Below are 17,562 nucleotides of genomic sequence, written 5' to 3'. Positions count from 1 at the left end.
GGTTGAATGGCCCGGTGTCTGTCTATGAGGTGATCCAGCGGCTGCCCGATTTGTCGACGGTGCGGCGAGTCAGTCGTGCTCTCGCGGTGCTGGATCTGGTGCTCAGCAACAGTCCGTACCAGTTGCGGCACTTCTCGTTCGACGCGCGGTGGTCGGAGACCGAGGAAGCCGCGCTGATGCGCAACGGGTCCGGTGACGAGTACTCGATCGTGTTCTCGCCGGACGGCGCGTTCGCGTACGGATTCGACCATGAGTCGCCGGTGTCGCCGTACGGGAACGACATGCAGACCTGGCCGGGCCTGCTCGACGGCGTACCGGAGGTCTTCCACGGTGCGCGGGACGAGCCGGCGTTCAGCGACATGGTGCCGCGTGCGACGGTGTGCTTCTGGCGTACGACGGACGACGACGCCTGGCGGTGTGGACCGGTTGAGGGTGTCGACAAGGACGGCGCGGACTGGCTGTTCGAGGTGATCGCGGACGGGCGGCCAGAGGCGTACTTGACCTTCGCCGAGGACTATTACCAGACAGCTCTCGACCTCGAGCCGATCCGCCATGTCTACGCCCTGATGCCACTGACCGAGTACGTCGTCACCTCACTCAACCGGCAACGTCGTCTCACCGATCTCGCCGAGGGCATCGCCGAGATCGGCTACCCGCGCTCCTGAAGCGCGTTAGCGTGACTGTCCGATGACTACGCAGGCAGGCGATCCCACGACGATCGGGTCGTTCGCGATCCAGGGCCGGCTCGGTCGCGGCGCGATGGGTTCGGTGTACCTGGCCCGCTCGCCGGGCGGACGGCTGGTCGCGGTCAAGGTGGTCCGCGACGAACTGGCCGACGACGCGAGGTTCCGGGCCAGGTTCGCGCGCGAGATCGAGGCCGCGCGGAAGGTCAGCGGCGCGTTCACGGCCGCCGTCGTCGATGCTGACCCGGACGCGGAGCATCCCTGGCTGGCCACGGAGTACCTGCCCGGTCCGACCCTGCAGAACGCGATCGAGACCTCCGGACCGATGACGCCGGCCGGCGTACAGGCGCTCGCCGGCGGCCTGGCCGAAGCCCTGGTGGCGATCCATCGCTGCGGTCTGGTCCACCGCGATCTCAAGCCGTCGAACATCGTGCTGACCGGCAACGGGCCGCGGGTGATCGACTTCGGCATCGCCCGCGCGCTCGAGGAGGTCAGCCTGACCGCGACCGGGCTCGTGATCGGTACGCCGGGCTACCTGTCGCCCGAGCAGATCACGGGTACGTCGATCGGCCCGCCCAGTGACGTGTTCGCGCTGGGCGCGGTGCTGGTGTTCGCGGCGTCCGGCCGTGGTCCGTTCGCCACCGGCAACCCGGCGTCGCTGCTGCACCGCATCGTCCACGAGCAGCCCCACATCCCGCCGCTCCCCAGCCCGCTCCACGACGCCGTACGCCACTGCCTCGCCCAGGACCTCGCCCAACGCCCGACCCCCTCGGACCTTCTCCACCTCCTCGGATCCCCTGCAAACACAGGGCTTCTCGCCCCACCCGCCGACACGATCCGCCTCCCGCCGCCACCGACCAAGCTCCTCCCCGAACCACCACCGCCGCAACCAAAGCCACAGCCAAAGCCACAGTCACAGCCGCACCCGCAGCCGGCTCAACCGGCCGGTGCCACTTTCACGACCAGCAAGACCCGGTCGGCAGTCTTCGCAGCGCTTCTGACCATCCTGACCATCGGCTTCTTCCCGGGCGAAGAGAGCAGGCGGACCATGCCTCCAGCGGTCGCCCTGTTCTTCCTCGCGTTCGACGTGTTCCTCCTCTACCTCACGATCCGCACCTGGCGTCTCGTCCTACGACGCCGAGTAGAACTACGGCTGACTCCGCAGGGGCTCACCGTGATCAGACGGTCCCAACAAGCCAGTGTCCCGTGGCAGGCAGTGCCCCGCCTCCGGGTCGCCGGCGACCCCCGCCGCCCGTGGCTGATCGCTTGGATCGACCCGCCCTTCCAATCCTCCCTGCCTGTCCCACGCCGCAACGACCATGGCGGCATCCGCCTCTACCCGATCGCCCACGGAGCCACCCACAAACGCCGCATGCACCAGCTGAACGAGCTCCGGGCCGCACTCAACTGGTACGCCGGCTACAAGCACGACGACAGCTACTGACCCGGCCTCAGCCCGTCGTCCAGCGGCGCAGCTTCTCGGGGTTGCGGATCACCCAGATGTGCCTGATCCGGTCGCCCGCGACCTCGAACGCGAACACCGTCACGACGGCGCCGTCCTGCTCGGCCACCAGACCGGGCCGACCGTTGACCGTACGCTCCAGGAACGTCATGTCGGCCGGCTTCCGGTGGGCGAGCGCGACCCAGGCGTGCGCGATCTGCTCGCCACCCTCGATGGGATCCAGGAAGGTGGTGGCGAGGCCGCCACCGTCGCCGACCGCCGTGGCGTCGGGGTCCAGCAGCCGGATCAGAGCGTCGATGTCCTTGGCCGCCCAGGCCTGCTTGAAGTCCCTGACGACGCCGGCGGACTGGGCGGCCGGAGTCGCGGACGGCGGCGAGGCGCGGAGGCGGAGGCGCGCCGATGAGGCCAGTTGGCGGCAGGCCGCCGGGGACCGGCCGACGATCTCGGCGACTTCGGCGAACGAGTGACAGAAGACGTCGTGCAGGATGAACGCGACGCGCTCGGCCGGGGTCATCGATTCGAGCACGATCAGGAAGGCCAGGTTGACCGACTCGTCCAGGGTGACCCGGTCGGCCGGGTCGACGGTCGCACCACCCGGCCGGCCGCTGATCCACTCCGTTCCGCCAGGCAGTGGCTCGGGGATCCAGTCGCCCACGTAGGTCTCGCGCCGGACCCGTGCCGAGTTGAGCAGGTTGAGACAGATGCGGCTGGCGACCGTCGTCAGCCAGGCCCCGGGAGACTCGACGGCGGCCTGCTGCTCCCGGGACATGGCGTACCAGCGGGTGTACGTCTCCTGGACGGCGTCCTCGGCCTCGGCCAGCGAGCCCAGCAACCGGTAGGCGAGATTGATCAGCTGACGACGCTCGCTCATGATCGCGTCCAGTCCCGGATCATGCCGGTTCTGTCGTGGCCCGGATCGGGTGTTCATCGTGCCGCCGGCTCCCTCGGTCGCAGCTGCCTGTCACCTGTTCGACAAGGCAACCCGCCGCAATGTCAGGCCTGACGTTCCGGCGAGCTGTCCTGTCGAACTGCTGAGACGGATCCATCATCCAGCGACAGGAGACCTCATGACGACCCCGATGGCGGCGACCACGTTCACCGAGCCGGCGCCGGTGCAGCGCCTGGAGCGGGCAGCCGCCGCGCTCAGCGAACACGGTTTCACCGTCGAGCTCCTCGACGACGTCGCCGCCGCGCGGACGCGCATCAAGGAGCTGGTTCCCGAGGGTGCGAGCGTGTTCACCGGTGCCAGCGAGACGCTGCGCCTGTCCGGCATCGAGGAGGACCTGAACGCCAGCGGGCGGTACGAGGCCGTCAAGCCACGCACCCTCGCCATGGACCGCGCTACCCAGGCCGACGAGATCCGGCGGCTGCGAGCCAGCCCTGACGTCAGCGTGGGCAGCGTCCACGCGGCCACCGAGACCGGCTCTCTCGTGATCGCCTCGGGCAGCGGAAGCCAGTTGCCTGGGTACGCCGGTGGAGCCGCCCGCGCGATCTGGGTCGTCGGGGCGCAGAAGGTGGTCCCCGACCTGACCACCGCGCTGCGCCGCGTCGAAGAGCACTGTCTCCCGCTGGAAGACGTCCGCTCCCGGGCGGCGTACGGGTGGCCCAGCGCCATCACCCGGCTGCTCATCCTGAACGCGGAGTTCCAGGACCGCGGCACCGTGCTGTTGCTCCGCGAAGCCATCGGATTCTGAACCACTAGGCTCGTCAGATGCGGGATCTCCGGGTCCGGAAGGCCACCGAAGCCGATCGAGAGGCCGTCGTCGACCTCCTGACGACGGCCTGGGGCGGCACGACCGTGGTCGCGCACGGCACGGTGTACGACGCGACGACGCTGCCCGCGCTTGTCGCTGAGCAGGACGGGCGGATCGTCGGGCTGCTCACCTACACGCTGGCGGACGGCGACCTGGAGGTCGTCACGATCGACGCGCCTGTTCGGCACCTGGGGGTGGGGAGTGCGTTGCTGACCGCCGCGATCGAGGTGGCGCGGGAGGCGGGGGTTCGGCGGTTGTGGTTGATCACGACGAACGACAATCTGGACGCTCTGCGGTTCTACCAGCGGCGCGGGCTGCGGATCGTTGGTGTGACCCCCGATGCGATGGATGCGGCCCGCGCGGTCAAGCCCTGGATCCCGGCGACCGGCGCCTACGGCATCCCACTTCGCGACGAACTCACCCTCGAACTCCGCCTCGACGTCTGAGCTGCTCGCGAGAACTAGTCAGGCAGCATCGGCACGGTGAGGCCCTGGTCGCGACCCAGCAGGATCCCGCGGGTGATCGCGTTGATGCCGAACTTGTCCTTGACCAGGTCGAGAGCGCTGTCGAGTTCGTCGTTCGCGGCTTTGTCGAAGGGGAGCGCGAGTTGCAGGGCGGCCTCGTTCTCCAGGTTGCCGACCGAGATGCCGATCATGGTGATCCCCTGGCTGGCGATCAATGGCCGGGCCGCGGACAGCAGCGCCCGCGCGGTGATCAGGATCGCCCGTGTCTGATCCGTTGCCTGGGGCAACGTATGCGACCGGGTCGCCCGGCTGAAGTCGTCGAACCGCAAGCGCAGCGTCACAGTCCGCCCGGACCGACCCGCCGTCCGCATCCGTCGCGTCACCCGATCGACGAGCCCGGCCAGCACGGCGTCGAGCGTCGCCGGCGACTTCGGCGACCGGCCCAGCGCCCGTTGCGAACCGATCGACCGCCGGCGCCGGCCGACCTCGATCGGCCGCGGATCACGGTTGTGCGCCAGCGCATGCAGATGCCGCCCGGACGCCCGGCCGAGCATCGCGACGAGCGCGGCCTCGGGCAGCATCGCGACGTCGCCGACCTTGGTGAGACCCCGGGTCCGCAACTTCTCCGCGGTCACCTCGCCCACGCCCCACAACCGCTCGACGTCCAACGGATGCAGGAACTCCAGCTCGCGGTCCGGCTGCACCTCGAGCAACCCGTCCGGCTTCGCCACCCCGCTGGCGACCTTCGCCAGGAACTTCGTCCGCGCCACTCCGACCGTGATCGGGAGCCCGACCTTCGACAGCACCTCGGCGCGCAGTCGCCGGGCGATCTCCAGCGGCGTCCCGGCGATCTTCCGCAGCCCGCCGACGTCGAGGAAGGCCTCGTCGATCGAGATGCCCTCGACCAGCGGCGTGGTGTCCTCGAACACCTTGAACACCGCCTTGCTGGCCTCCGAGTACGCCGACATCCGCGGATCCACCACGACCGCGCCGGGGCAGCGGCGCAACGCCTGTCCACCGTTCATCGCGGTCCGGACGCCGTACGCCTTGGCCTCGTAGCTGCAGGCGAGGACGACGCCGGCGCCGACGATCACCGGGCGGCCGCGCAGGCGCGGGTCGTCCCGCTGCTCGACCGACGCGTAGAAGGCATCCAGGTCGGCATGCAGGATGGTCGCCCCGCCTGATCCCGCCACGAACATATGTTCGCATACTCACAGTGCCGAAGATAGGGAGAAATCCCGAGGCGGTCACCGTCGGTGTCAGGACAGAATGCTGCTTATGGACCTGACCGCATATCGCGATCTCTGGAAGACCCACGGAGTGATGGCGCTGCTGGCGTCGGCGCTGATCGCGAGGCTGCCGGTGATGGCGACGATGGTGCCGCTGTCGTTCCTGGCGAAGGATGCCGCTGGCAACTTCGGCTGGGCCGGAGTGGTGGCGGGTGCCTACTCCGTCGGTATGGCGGTTGCCAGCGTGGTGTGGTCGCGTCTCGCGGACCGCAGAGGAGCGCGGGGGGTCCTGCTCACCACCGGGATGGCGTGGGGCGTGTTGATGGCAGTGCTCGCCCTGCTGCCGGACAGCTGGTACCGGGTCCTCCCGGTCGCGGCCGCACTGGCTGGCATGTTCGTCGCCCCGGTCACCTCGGCGTTGCGGGCGAGCTGGCCGAAGCTCGTACAGGGTGCACGGCTGCGCGCGGTCTACGCCCTGGACGCGACCGCGCAGGAGCTGCTGTTTCTGGTCGGCCCGATGCTCGGTGCCATCGCGGTCAGCTTCGCCAGTCCGCGCGCCGGTCTGCTGGCGTGTGCGGTGACAGCGGCTGCGGCGATCTGGTGGTTCGCTCTGAAGCAACAGCCGCGGACACCGCACGACGAGTCCGACGGGCCCCGCCCGACCGCTGTGCAACTTCTGCTCCACCGGCACCGGCTGCCACTGCTCTTCGCGTTCGCCTGCATGGTCACCGGCTTCGCGTCGATGTCGCTGGGCATCGTCGCGTTCGCCGACGAGCACGGCAACCGCCTGATCGCCGGAGTACTGGAGATGGTGGCCGCGGCCGGCAGTCTGAGTGGCGGCCTGGTCGGCGGGGCACTCCCCGGCCGGCGGAACTCCTACGTCTGGCGGCGGATGCTGGCGATGACCGTCCTCACTACCGGGTGCGTGTTCGCCACGTTCTCAGTGGTCGCCCTCGCCGTGATGCTGTTCGCGGCCGGCTGCCTGATCGCACCGACGATCGGCGCGATCTACGAGCGGATCGGCGCGATGACGCCGGCATCGGCGCGGACCGAGATCTTCGGCTGGATGCTCAGCGGCGGGATGATCGGCTCCGCGGTCGGTTCGGCCGTCGCGGGCACGGTGGTCGAGTCCTTCGGCGTCCGCTACGCGTGGGTCCTGATGGCTGTCCTGGGGTTGTTGGCGACCCTGTCCCTGATTCGCGTCCCACCCCACCGGCCCGCCGAGTCCGCCGACATCGAGGAGCTCGCGGTCCCGGCGTAGAGCATCCGGTACCGAGCCTCCAGTACGCCGGAGTCCCCGGCCCACATCGAGATCAGCCGCAGTGCACGCCGGTCCAGGAACGCGCCCCGGCCAGCGGCGACGGGATAGATCCGCAGAGCCACCTCGTCGATCAGCCGCCACCGCAGCAGCGAACGGATCAGCGTGAGACTGCCGATGACATGCAGGTCTGATCCAGGCACCCGCTTCAACGCGGCCAGCACCCGGCGCGGATCACCTTGCAGTACTTCGGTGTCCGGCCGCGCGTTCACGGGCTGCGAGGACACGACGAGAGTCCTGGTGTGCTCGAGTCCTGTGGCGGCGTACTGCTCGAAGGTCTTGCGGCCGAGCAGGATGGTCTCGGAGCCGGTCACGAGCTGGTCGACGACGGCGCTGTGGGCGGGTTGGGGCAGCCAGCGCTCCGGCTGGTCCACGATCCCGTCCTCCGACATACACAGTCTGGCGACGATCGTCCGCATGCCACTGCCCCCTCCAGGTCGGTTCACCTGTCAGATGCCGCGAAGAGGCGAAATGTTGTCAGCTCTGCCGGCGGCCGCGATGGATCTCGGTCTCCAGCGCATCCAAGCGATTGATCCAGAACTTGCGGTACCGATCGAGCCAGCTGTCGATCTCGCGCAGCGGTCCGGGGTCCACGGCGTACAGCCGCCGGGTGCCGTCGACGGTGACAGTCGCGAAGCCGTTGTCGCGCAGCACCCGCAGATGCTGGGAGACGGCCGGCTGGCTGATGCCGAACTCGGCGCCGATCGACGTGGCGATGCTGCCGGCCGGCAGTTCGCCGTCGGCCAGCAGTTCCAGGATCCGGCGCCGGACCGGGTCGCCGAGAATGTCGAACGCGTGCACGGATCGAAGTATTTCAGTGATGACTTATATGAACAAGGGGCGTCGCCGGCCGGACGGTTTGCGGCCGGTCGTCAGCGCGGCCGCGGAACCTCCAGGCGCCGTCCGGATCGGCCGGACGAGCCGACCGGGTGCTGGTCAGCCGGTAGGCAACGAGCGAGTCACGGCTAGAATGACCGCGAATGACTACGCCTGGTGCAATGCGGCACGGCGTACCGCATCCAGTGGTTTGAGGAGACACAGCTGTGGGACGCGTCGTGCACAAGTACGGCGGTTCTTCGGTCGCCGACGCCGATTGCATCAAGCGTGTGGCCCAACGGATCGTCGCGACGAAGAAGGCCGGGAACGACGTGGTGGTGGTCATCTCCGCCATGGGCGACACCACCGATGAACTGATGGACCTGGCCCAGCAGGTGTCCCCGTTGCCGCCGCCGCGCGAGCTGGACATGCTGCTCACCTCGGGGGAGCGCATCTCCGCCGCCCTGCTGGCGATGGCGATCGCCAACCTGGGCTACGAAGCGCGAAGCTTCACCGGCTCGCAGGCCGGTGTGATCACCACGTCCGCGCACGGCAACGCCCGGATCATCGACATCACGCCGGGCCGGATCGAGGGAGCGCTGTCCGAGGGCCACATCGCGATCGTGGCCGGGTTCCAGGGCGTCGCCCAGGACACCAAGGACATCACCACGATGGGCCGCGGCGCCTCCGACACCACCGCGGTCGCGCTGGCTGCCGCGCTCGAGGCGGACTACTGCGAGATCTACACCGACGTGGACGGCATCTTCACCGCGGACCCGCGGATCGTCCCGGCCGCCCGGCAGATCCCGAAGATCTCCTACGAAGAGATGCTCGAGATGGCCGCCTGTGGCGCCAAGGTGCTGCACCTGCGCTGCGTCGAGTACGCGCGGCGCTACAACGTCCCCGTCCATGTGCGTTCCTCCTTCTCGCAGAAGGAAGGCACCTGGGTCGTCGATGCGAAGGAACTGGATCAAATGGAACAGGCGATCATCTCCGGCGTTGTCCAGGACCGCAATGAGGCCAAGATCACCGTGGTCGGCGTACCGGACAAGCCCGGTGAGGCGGCCCGGATCTTCGAGACCGTCGCCGGCGCCGAGACCAACATCGACATGATCGTGCAGAACGTGTCCGCGGTCGCCACCAACCGCACCGACATCTCCTTCACGCTGCCCCGCGTCGACGGCGCCCGGGCGATGTCCGCGCTGGCCCGGATGAAGGACGAAGTGGGCTACGAGCAGTTGCTCTACGACGACCAGATCGGCAAGGTGTCGGTGGTCGGTGTCGGTATGCGCTCGCACCCGGGCGTGTCCGCGAAATTCTTCTCCGCGCTCGCCGACGCCGGCGTGAACATCGAGATGATCTCCACCTCGGAGATCCGGATCTCGGTGGTCGTGGACGAGAACCTGGTGGATGCCGCCGTGACCGCGGCGCACACCGCATTCGATCTGGACGACGAGCACACCCAGGCCGTCGTGTACGGAGGAACTGGACGGTGACCCCTGTGAGCGCTGTGGAGAACACGATCGAGGACCGGACGGGTCTGCCTTCTCTGGCCGTGGTCGGTGCGACCGGCGCGGTCGGGTCGGTGATGCTGACTCTGCTCTCGACCCGGGAGAACGTCTGGGGAGAGATCCGGCTGATCGCGTCCGAGCGCTCTGCGGGCAAACGTTTGAGGGTGCGCGGCGAGGAGGTCGAGGTCGTCGCGATCAGCGAGGAGGCCTTCGACGGCATCGACGTCGCGATGTTCGACGTACCGGATGCCGTGTCGGCGCACTGGGCGCCGATCGCCGCCGCCAAGGGTGCCGTCGTGGTGGACAACTCCGGCGCGTTCCGGATGGACGCGGACGTCCCGCTGGTGGTGCCGGAGGTGAACGCCGAAGCGGCGCGGAACCGGCCGCGCGGCATCATCTCCAACCCGAACTGCACGACGCTGTCGATGATCGTCGCGATGGGTGCGCTGCACCACCGCTTCGAGCTCGAGCAGCTGGTGGTCGCGTCGTACCAGGCCGCCTCGGGTGCCGGGCAGGAAGGCATCGACGCGCTGTACGACCAGCTGATGAAGGTGGCCGGCAATCGCGACCTGGGCACCACGCCGGGTGACGTCCGCCGCGTGATCGGCAACGCGCTCGGCCCGTTCCCGGCGCCGCTCGCGCTGAACGTCGTTCCGTGGGCCGGTTCGCTCAAGGACGACGGCTGGTCGTCGGAGGAACTCAAGGTCCGCAACGAGTCGCGCAAGATCCTCGGCCTGCCCGACCTGAAGGTGTCCGCGACCTGCGTCCGGGTACCGGTCGTCACCACGCACTCGTTGTCGGTGCACGCGCGGTTCGCCCAGGAGGTCGACGCCGACGAGGCCCGCGAGGTACTGCGGGATGCGCCGGGCGTGCTGCTGTTCGACAACCCGGCCGAGGGCGAGTTCCCGACCCCGGCCGACGTGGTCGGCACCGACCCGACCTGGGTCGGCCGGATCCGCAAGTCGCTGGACGACCCGAACTCGCTGGAGCTGTTCGTCTGCGGCGACAACCTGCGCAAGGGTGCGGCTCTGAACACCGCCCAGATCGCCGAGGTCGTCGCCAAGGAGTTCACCGCGTCCGTGTCCTAGAACCCCAAGAGAACAAGGCCCTTCGCCTGCCCGCCCGCCCCGGCGAGCAAGCGAAGGGTGTCTTGTTACAGCCAGTTCTCCCGCGCCGCGTGCAGGGCGAGCTGGAAGCGCGTGCTGGCGCCGGTGCGGTTCATCAGGCGCTCCAGGTAGCGGAAGAAAGTACGTCGGCTGATACCCAGCGTACGGGCAATCGTGTCGTCCGCGGCCCCCGTGGCGAGCAACGCGAGCAGACGGCGTTCGATCGGTTCGAGCCGGTCGTCCTCGGCGCCGACCGACGCGTGCAGCGGCAGCGCGTTGCGCCAGCACAGCTCGAACATCCCGATCAGGGCGGTCAGCAGGCTGCTCGGCCGGATGATCAGCAGGGACCGGTTCACGTCGGTGTCGCGCACCGACATCGACACGAACGCGACCGAACCGTCGATGATCGTCAGCTTCGCCGGTACGTCGGGCAGCACCCGCGCCTGCTCGCCGGCCTCCACGCAGGGCAGGATGTTCTCGGTCAGGTATCCCGGCACCTCGACCGACTCCGGTGAGTACACGACCCGGTAGGAGACACCCCGCTTGAGGTGGTCGATCTCCTCCTGGTTCGGCCCGCCGATGTAGTACGGCGGGGAGTCGATCGCCAGGATCTCCCGCTGCGCACCGCCCTTGATCTGGTGGATGCGTTCGACGATCGCGTTGCCGGTGACGACCTCGATCAGGTGCGTGGTCGACTCGTTGTGCACGGTCCGGCGGAACTCGTCGTACGCGTTCAGGACCTCGATCCGGGCCTGCTTCAGCTCGGACTCGCGACGCAGCGTCATCGCCTCGAGGCCGGCATCGGGTGGCACCGGCAGGAAGCGGGCGTGGTCGGAACCGGATCGCCGGGCCAGGCCCGCCTGGACCAGCCCGCCGAGCGTGGCGTCGATGGTGGCGGCGCGATCGGGGACCGCCTCGTCCAGTTCGGTGATCGACGACGGCCCGGTCCGCAGCAGGTGCTGGTAGACCTTGATCTCGTCGTCGCTGAGTCCGAGCACCCTGAGATGGTCGAAACGCTCCGTGTCCGTTGCGCTCACAACTCTCGCCTCCCTCCCGAATGCTGTCACTGTCCGCTACCGTCCCTCCAGAGTAGGACGGTCGATCCAGTGCCGGTCGCACTGTCCGTGTCGCCCTGAATGCATCCAGCGATATTTGTTGTCCTGTCAGCATTCTTGTGCCGTGTCACCATCTGGCCACCATTTCCGCGCAGTTGTGAGCGAGAATTGAGGTCCAGCAGCCCGGCGACGGACCACCTGAGCGCCGCCGGGCTGCTGTTCCAATTCTGGCCCGAGTTCGCTGTTCCGTCAGCGGAGCCCGTTTCGGTTGGGTCTCGATCCCGGCGCATCGGTGCCCTCGCACTCCCGTGCCATCACCGGCTGTGCTGGAGGGTGTACAAACTGTGCATCTCCATCGTGAGGCCGATGAGGAGGAGAGCGCCGATGCGACCGGTTCCGCCCCGTTCCGCCGCTCGCTGTGGTGCTGCCGTCCCCAGTGTCCGGTCGTGGCTCCCCGTCCTTGGGTCACGCTGCCGGGCAGTGTCTTCCGTCATCGGCCTCGGGTCCGTCTCGACGTCTGCTGCGCGCACCTGCTGGCGATCGCAGCCGATCCGGGGACGTGCCCACGGCGCGATGACCGCCGCCCTGGTCATCGTGCCTGCCGATCCGGTGTCCGCCCGTCCCGTCTCCGCCCCGCGCGGACGGGTCACCGGATCGCCGGTTGCGGCCGTGTCGCCCCTGACACGGCCCGGGCCCCGGGAGGTGCCGAGCGGAGCTCCGTGGATGGTGAGGCTGTCCATGGCGCGCGGGGATCTTGTGTCCCCCGTCCGGCTCGCCCCGGCCAGGAAGCGCCGCCTGGGGCCCACCGCCGGCTGACACCGGTCCAGACCACTGTGTCGTGGGTGCGGCACATCACGCCGCCGCCGCGAACTTCGGGACCCCGCAGGACGTCGTACAGGGGAATTGACCGCGATTTGATCTTGCTCGCTGGTGTTCGCGAGAGTGCTTGGTGAGCATGGGCGGCGCGCCGTTTTCATGCTCTGGAAGGCGTTTTGGCCGTCGCAGGTCGTCAAATGTATATTCCGGATAACGATCGGCGACGGACGACTTCTTCCAGTGGTTCACCCAGTCGGGCGCGACGTTGGTAGCCGTCTGTACGTCGTTGCTCACTATGGAGGACCACCGTGTCGTCGGCCAAGTGCCCGGTCCGCTACTCTGCTCCCGGTCTGCGTGGCTGCGAACGGCAGGAGTTCGGCCGGCGCGGACTCGACTTCCGGCAGAGAGAGGCGTCGCCTGAATGAACGCGACTAGCGTCGACGAGGAGTTCAACCCGTCGGTGCATGTGTACGAACCGCACAAGGTCGGCCTGCCGCCGTTGCGTCCCTATTTCAAGGCGCTGTGGCAGCGGCGGGAGTTCGCGGCCGAGATGTCCCGGACGAACATCCGGGCCGCCAACACCAACACCTTCTTCGGACAGGTGTGGCTGGTGCTGAACCCGTTGCTCCTGGCGGCTGTCTACTACCTGCTGACCGAGATCATCGCCGGTGGTGCCAACAAGACCGACGGCTCGGAGCGGTTCGCGCACATGTGTGGCGGCCTGTTCGTCTTCTACTACTTCTCCAGCGCGATGACGGCCGGAGCGACCAGCGTCGTCGGCGGCGGCAAGCTGCTGATGAACATGTCGTTCCCGCGGATGCTGCTGCCGCTGGCCGCGTTGCGGACGGCGTTCTTCCGCTTCCTGCCGACGATGGTCGTGTACCTGGCGATCCACCTGATCATGGGCCAGCCGTTCCGGTGGCCGATGCTGCTCGCGCCGGCGTTCCTGGTCATGCTGACGTTCTTCGCCGCCGGCATGGGCATGATCTTCGCCGCGCTGCAGGTGTACTTCCGGGACACGACGTCCTTCCTGCCGTACTTCGTCCGGATCTGGCTGTACCTGTCCCCGGTGCTGTGGTTCGCCGAGCAGGCACCGCCCAGGTTCAAGGGCTTCATCCAGTACAACCCGCTCTACTCGCTGATCGGCGGCTGGACCGACCTGCTCGTCCGCGGTGACATCCCGCCGTTGAAGATGTGGGTCGGGGCCGGGTTCTGGGCGGTCCTCGCCGCCGTGGTCGGCTCGTTGTTCTTCATGTCGAGGGAGCGTGAGTTCGTTGTCCGTCTCTGAGGCTGAGAAGAAATCGATGCAGAAGACCGAGCCGGCCGTCCCCGCCGTCAAGGTGCAGGACGTGTCCATCACCTACCGGACCACGTTCGAGCGGGTGCCGACGTTCAAGAGCGCGATCGTGCGGTTCGGTCGCGGCGAGCGGGCGGTCCGCGAGGTCAAGGCCGTGCAGAACGTCTCCTTCGACGTCAACCACGGCACCACCATCGGCATCATCGGTGCGAACGGCGCCGGCAAGTCGACGCTGATGCGGTCGATCGCCGGCATCCTGCCGCCGACCTCGGGCCGGATCGAGGTACACGGCCGGGTCAGCACCCTGCTGTCGCTGGGCGTCGGCTTCAACGCGGCCCTGTCCGGCCGCGAGAACGTCGTACTCGGTGGACTGGCCGCAGGCCTCAGCCGCAAGGCGATCCAGGAGCGGTACGAGGAGATCGCGGAGTTCGCCGAGCTCGGTGACTTCATGGAGATGCCGATGCGGACGTACTCGTCCGGCATGTTCAGCCGGCTGGCATTCTCCGTCGCGGTCCACATGGACCCGGACATCCTGCTGATCGACGAGGCCCTGTCGGCCGGCGACGCGTCCTTCAAGACCAAGGCCGCGGCCAAGATGAACGAACTCGTCACCAACAGCCGGACCATGTTCCTGGTCAGCCACGCGATGAGCAGCGTCCGGGATCTGTGCAACGACTGCATCTGGCTGCACAAGGGCAAGGTGATGATGCGCGGTGAGCCCAACGAGGTGATCACGGCGTACACCAAGTTCCTCCAGGTCGGCGAACAGGAATCCGTCTCTCTCGAGGACCTCTGACCATGCCCGATTCCGGGTCCCACGCCGGGGCACGTAGTACTGCGCCGGACGTGGGGATCATCACGACCGGTCACGACGTCGCCGACGCGCGCCTGCACAAGATCACCGCGGCCCTGCACCACCGGGGCCTGAGCGTCGAGCTGTGGGGCCTGGGTGCGGCCGAAGGCGGGCCGGTCGGCGCGGTCGTCCACGCCGGCCCTCGGGGCAACCTGGTCCAGCGGATGGCCCGGACCGCGGTGCTGCCGTGGCGGACCAAGGCGAAGGTGGTGATGACGGTCGATCCGGACATGATCCCGGTCACCCGTCTCGTCACCACCCTGCGCCATCGCAAAATGGTTGCCGACGTTCACGAGGACTACGACCTGCTGCTCGCCGACCGGGCCTGGGCGAGGGGACCGGCCGGCCTCCCGGCCCGGCTGATCGTCCGGGCGAGTTCCAAGCTGGCCGCCGGCGCCGACCTGACCGTCGTCGCCGACTCGCATCTGGCCCCGCACGAGGCGAAGCGGCGGCTGGTCGTCCAGAACTTCCCCTACGTGCCGTTCCTGGCCCCGACGCCGCCTTCGGGCCTGCCGCGGGCCGTGTACATCGGGGACCTGCGGGCCAGCCGTGGCCTGTTCGACATGGTCGAGACCGTCGCCGCGGCGCCGGACTGGTCACTCGACCTGGTCGGCCCGGTGGCGCCTTCGGACTGGGATCAGCTTCAGGCCCGGATCGAGCAGTCCGATCTGGCCGGCCGGGTCCGGCTGCACGGGCGGCAGCCACCGGCCGACGCCTGGCGGATCACCCAGGGTGCCTGGGCCAGCCTGGCCATGCTCCAGCCGACCCCGGCCTTCATCGAGGCGATGCCGTCCAAGATCTACGAGTACCTCGCCAGCGGTCTTCCCGTCCTGTCCACCCGTTTGCCCCGGCAGACCAGGGTGATCGAGGAGTCCGGTGGCGGAGTCCTGGTGGACTCGGTGGCAGAGGCGTCCGAGATCCTGCGGCGCTGGTCCGCGGATCCCGGTGAGCTGGAGAAACTGCGCGACCACGCGCTTCAGTGGGCGGCCGACCATCTGCCCGCGATCACGCCGTACGACGAACTGGCCGACGCGATTCTCAACTTGCTAAGAGGAAGTGCATGAAGGACCGCCCACACATGCTGTACGTCGCCTGGGGCTTCCCGCCCTGCCGAGGAGGCGGTGTCTACCGGGCCCTGGCCACGGCCAACCGGTTCGCCGCGCTCGGCTGGAAGGTGACCGTGCTGACGGCCGACCGCGAGACGTTCCACCGGTTCACCGGCGCCGACCTGACCCTGGAGGAGCGGGTCGACCCGTCCATCGAGGTCGTTCGGGTGCCGTTCGACTGGCCGATCCTCGAGGCCGACCTGCGCCGGTGGTCCAAGCGCCGCGCCCTCAACCCGAAGGTCTGGAGCAAGTGGCGGACCAAGCAGGACCACGTTCCGTTCCCGGAGACCGGGTACGGACCGTGGCGCTCGGTCATCGAGAAGGCCGCGGACCGGATCCACAAGGCGCACAAGGTCGACCTGACCGTCGCCACCGCGAACCCGAACGTCGCCTTCACCCCGGCGTACCTGCTGCACAAGAAGTACGGCGTGCCGTACGTGATGGACTACCGCGACGCCTGGCTGCTGGACGTGTTCACCGGTGACCGGCTGCACGAGCCGAAGAGCCGCGCGGCCCGCTGGGAGAAGAAGCTGGTCGACTCCGCCCGCGAGATCTGGTTCGTGAACGACCCGATCCGCGACTGGCACGAGAAGCTCTACCCGGCGCACGCGCACAAGATGCACACGGTCTCCAACGGCTTCGACGCCGACCTGGTGCCGGACACCACGGACCGCGGCCCGGCCGGCGACCGTCCGTTGACCTTCGGGTACGTCGGCACCGTATCGCCGAAGGTCCCGCTGACGGAGTTCGTCGAGGGTTGGCAGCTGGCTCGCTCGCAGTCCGGCGAGCTGGACGGCGCGAAGGCCAAGATCTACGGCTATCTCGGGTACTACGCCCAGCCGCGCGCCGACATGCTTGCCACGATCAACAAAGCCACCGACGACGGGGTCAGCTACGAAGGTCCCGTCGGCAAGGCGGAAATCGCCCGGGCGTACGACGAGTTCGACGTCCAGCTGCTGATGCTGGGCAAGGGGCGTTACGTGACCAGCGGGAAAGTGTTCGAGTACCTCGCGACCGGGCTGCCGATCGTGTCCGTGCACGACCCGGAGAACGCGGCGTCCGACGTACTGCGTGGTCATCCGTTGTGGTTCCCGGTGACGGACGTGACGCCGGAGGCGATCGCGGCCGCGCTGATCGAGGCGGCGCATGCGGCCCGGACGGCGGACGAGGGGATCCGGGCGAAGGCGCGCGAGTTCGGTGCGTCGTACCGGCGGGACCTGCAGCTGGACCCGCGGATCGAGTCGCTGGCCGCGTCCGTGCAGGGGGTGGCGGCGTGAAGACCGTCGTCCTGCTGAGCACCCGGCGCCTGCCGCCGACGTACTTCGACACCGTCCGCGAGGACCTCGGCAACCAGGAGCTGTCCCTCGAGGTCATCGCCTGGATGCCGCCGTCGGGGTACGTCGCCGACAAGGTCCACACGTTCACGCTGATCGGCCCGGGCCGGATGCCCAAAGCACCCGCGGTCGAACCCGAGCCCGAGCCGGAAACCCCGCTCGAAGCCGCCGACGCGGTCATCGCTCCCGAGGCGGTCGCGGATCCGGAGTCCGTGGTCGGCGAGGCTGCGATCGCACCCGCTGCGGCTGAGGTCCCTGCCGATGCGGCGGAAGACGAAGCTGCCACCTCCGCCGCTCCCGCCGAAGAAGTGGAATCCAAGGCCGACTCCTCCCAACCCACCGCAGCCCCGGCGGGCGCCGCGCCCACCGCTCGGCCGGCGGCGAAGCCGCGGCCTGCGGGGATCAAGCGGGTTCGGAAGGCTTTGGGGTGGCGGTATCGGCGGGTTCGGAAGGTTGCGGGCAGGGTGTTGCCTAAGGCAATCAAGACCTCGGCGCCGGTGAAGTTCCTGCGCGGGAACCGGGCCAGCAAGGACCTGGGCAAGACGTACTGGGGCCGGATCGAGGGCCGTCGCGACGTACTGACCACGATCGAGAAGGCGGATGTCGTGATCGCCCTCGACGCCGGTGCGATCTGGGCCGGCTGGAACCTCGGTCAGCGCCGCGGCAGCGTCCCCGTCGTCCTCGGTCTCCCGGCCGCCCGCCGCGAGCTGGATCAGCTGAGGGCCACGACAAAGGCCGCTGCAGGTAATGGGTGAAAC

Annotated in this window: 17 protein-coding genes; 12 read left to right on the top strand and 5 right to left on the bottom strand. The window is 68.6% G+C overall.

The window, feature by feature from the left end:
• Positions 1–14: 14 nt before the first annotated feature.
• Complete coding sequence (locus E0H75_RS01900) at positions 15–665, top strand: hypothetical protein (protein ID WP_131511286.1); 651 nt, start codon at positions 15–17, stop codon at positions 663–665.
• A 22-nt stretch (positions 666–687) separates the two neighbouring features.
• On the top strand, positions 688–2,127 hold the full coding sequence (locus tag E0H75_RS01895; protein WP_131511285.1) for a serine/threonine-protein kinase: 1,440 nt from the start codon (positions 688–690) through the stop codon (positions 2,125–2,127).
• A 7-nt stretch (positions 2,128–2,134) separates the two neighbouring features.
• Here the strand turns inward: E0H75_RS01895 and sigJ are convergent, their stop codons facing one another.
• Positions 2,135–3,016, bottom strand: coding sequence for an RNA polymerase sigma factor SigJ (gene sigJ / locus E0H75_RS01890; protein ID WP_238162764.1), 882 nt, complete (start codon positions 3,014–3,016; stop codon positions 2,135–2,137).
• A 196-nt stretch (positions 3,017–3,212) separates the two neighbouring features.
• On the opposite strand from sigJ, the gene E0H75_RS01885 reads away from it, so the two are divergent.
• The gene (locus E0H75_RS01885) at positions 3,213–3,839 is read left to right on the top strand and encodes an LUD domain-containing protein (RefSeq protein WP_131511283.1); all 627 of its coding nucleotides are present in this window, start codon (positions 3,213–3,215) and stop codon (positions 3,837–3,839) included.
• Positions 3,840–3,856: 17 nt separating this feature from the next.
• On the top strand, positions 3,857–4,345 hold the full coding sequence (locus tag E0H75_RS01880; protein WP_131511282.1) for a GNAT family N-acetyltransferase: 489 nt from the start codon (positions 3,857–3,859) through the stop codon (positions 4,343–4,345).
• Between the two features lie 14 nt (positions 4,346–4,359).
• Here E0H75_RS01880 and dinB read toward each other — a convergent pair whose 3' ends face one another.
• Entirely contained in the window at positions 4,360–5,562 is a 1,203-nt protein-coding gene (gene dinB, locus E0H75_RS01875; RefSeq protein ID WP_131511281.1) for a DNA polymerase IV, read from the bottom strand.
• 79 nt (positions 5,563–5,641) lie between these two features.
• On the opposite strand from dinB, the gene E0H75_RS01870 reads away from it, so the two are divergent.
• Positions 5,642–6,853 (top strand): MFS transporter, encoded by a 1,212-nt coding sequence (locus tag E0H75_RS01870; RefSeq protein WP_238162763.1) that lies wholly within the window; start codon positions 5,642–5,644, stop codon positions 6,851–6,853.
• Here the strand turns inward: E0H75_RS01870 and E0H75_RS01865 are convergent.
• Both E0H75_RS01865 and E0H75_RS01860 read right to left on the bottom strand, forming a co-directional pair.
• Positions 6,736–7,329, bottom strand: a complete 594-nt coding sequence (locus E0H75_RS01865) for a dihydrofolate reductase family protein (protein WP_131511279.1) — start codon at positions 7,327–7,329, stop codon at positions 6,736–6,738. The two genes, E0H75_RS01870 and E0H75_RS01865, sit on opposite strands and share 118 nt — an antisense overlap.
• Before the next feature lie 58 nt (positions 7,330–7,387).
• Positions 7,388–7,711, bottom strand: coding sequence for an ArsR/SmtB family transcription factor (locus tag E0H75_RS01860; RefSeq protein ID WP_131361392.1), 324 nt, complete (start codon positions 7,709–7,711; stop codon positions 7,388–7,390).
• Between the two features lie 242 nt (positions 7,712–7,953).
• Between E0H75_RS01860 and E0H75_RS01855 the strand changes: the two genes are divergently transcribed.
• The gene (locus tag E0H75_RS01855; RefSeq protein WP_131361394.1) at positions 7,954–9,222 is read left to right on the top strand and encodes an aspartate kinase; all 1,269 of its coding nucleotides are present in this window, start codon (positions 7,954–7,956) and stop codon (positions 9,220–9,222) included.
• Positions 9,219–10,325, top strand: coding sequence for an aspartate-semialdehyde dehydrogenase (locus E0H75_RS01850; RefSeq protein ID WP_202872796.1), 1,107 nt, complete (start codon positions 9,219–9,221; stop codon positions 10,323–10,325). The genes E0H75_RS01855 and E0H75_RS01850 overlap by 4 nt, the downstream gene beginning before the upstream one ends.
• A 65-nt stretch (positions 10,326–10,390) precedes the next feature.
• On the opposite strand, the gene E0H75_RS01845 is transcribed toward E0H75_RS01850, so the two are convergent.
• Positions 10,391–11,380 carry a helix-turn-helix domain-containing protein gene (locus E0H75_RS01845; RefSeq protein WP_131511278.1) on the bottom strand — a complete coding sequence of 330 codons (990 nt, stop codon included), beginning with the start codon at positions 11,378–11,380 and terminating at the stop codon, positions 10,391–10,393.
• A gap of 1,255 nt (positions 11,381–12,635) precedes the next feature.
• On the opposite strand from E0H75_RS01845, the gene E0H75_RS01840 reads away from it, so the two are divergent.
• The 5 genes from E0H75_RS01840 to E0H75_RS01820 are packed head-to-tail and all read left to right on the top strand — an operon-like array spanning position 12,636 to position 17,559.
• Positions 12,636–13,502, top strand: coding sequence for an ABC transporter permease (locus E0H75_RS01840; protein ID WP_131511277.1), 867 nt, complete (start codon positions 12,636–12,638; stop codon positions 13,500–13,502).
• Positions 13,503–13,518: 16 nt separating this feature from the next.
• A complete protein-coding gene (locus E0H75_RS01835) occupies positions 13,519–14,307 on the top strand; it encodes an ABC transporter ATP-binding protein (protein ID WP_131511276.1) in 789 nt (262 codons plus the stop codon).
• A 2-nt stretch (positions 14,308–14,309) separates the two neighbouring features.
• Positions 14,310–15,428, top strand: a complete 1,119-nt coding sequence (locus tag E0H75_RS01830) for a glycosyltransferase (protein ID WP_131511275.1) — start codon at positions 14,310–14,312, stop codon at positions 15,426–15,428.
• The gene (locus E0H75_RS01825) at positions 15,425–16,747 is read left to right on the top strand and encodes a glycosyltransferase (protein WP_238162762.1); all 1,323 of its coding nucleotides are present in this window, start codon (positions 15,425–15,427) and stop codon (positions 16,745–16,747) included. The genes E0H75_RS01830 and E0H75_RS01825 overlap by 4 nt, the downstream gene beginning before the upstream one ends.
• A complete protein-coding gene (locus E0H75_RS01820) occupies positions 16,744–17,559 on the top strand; it encodes a hypothetical protein (RefSeq protein ID WP_131511274.1) in 816 nt (271 codons plus the stop codon). Before E0H75_RS01825 ends, E0H75_RS01820 begins: the two co-directional genes overlap by 4 nt.
• Positions 17,560–17,562 lie beyond the last annotated feature (3 nt).

The sequence above is a fragment of the Kribbella capetownensis genome, from assembly GCF_004331485.1.
Classification (GTDB): domain Bacteria; phylum Actinomycetota; class Actinomycetes; order Propionibacteriales; family Kribbellaceae; genus Kribbella; species Kribbella capetownensis.
The sequence above is the reverse complement of the archived record's forward strand: the minus strand, read 5'-3'. Positions and strand labels throughout refer to the sequence as shown.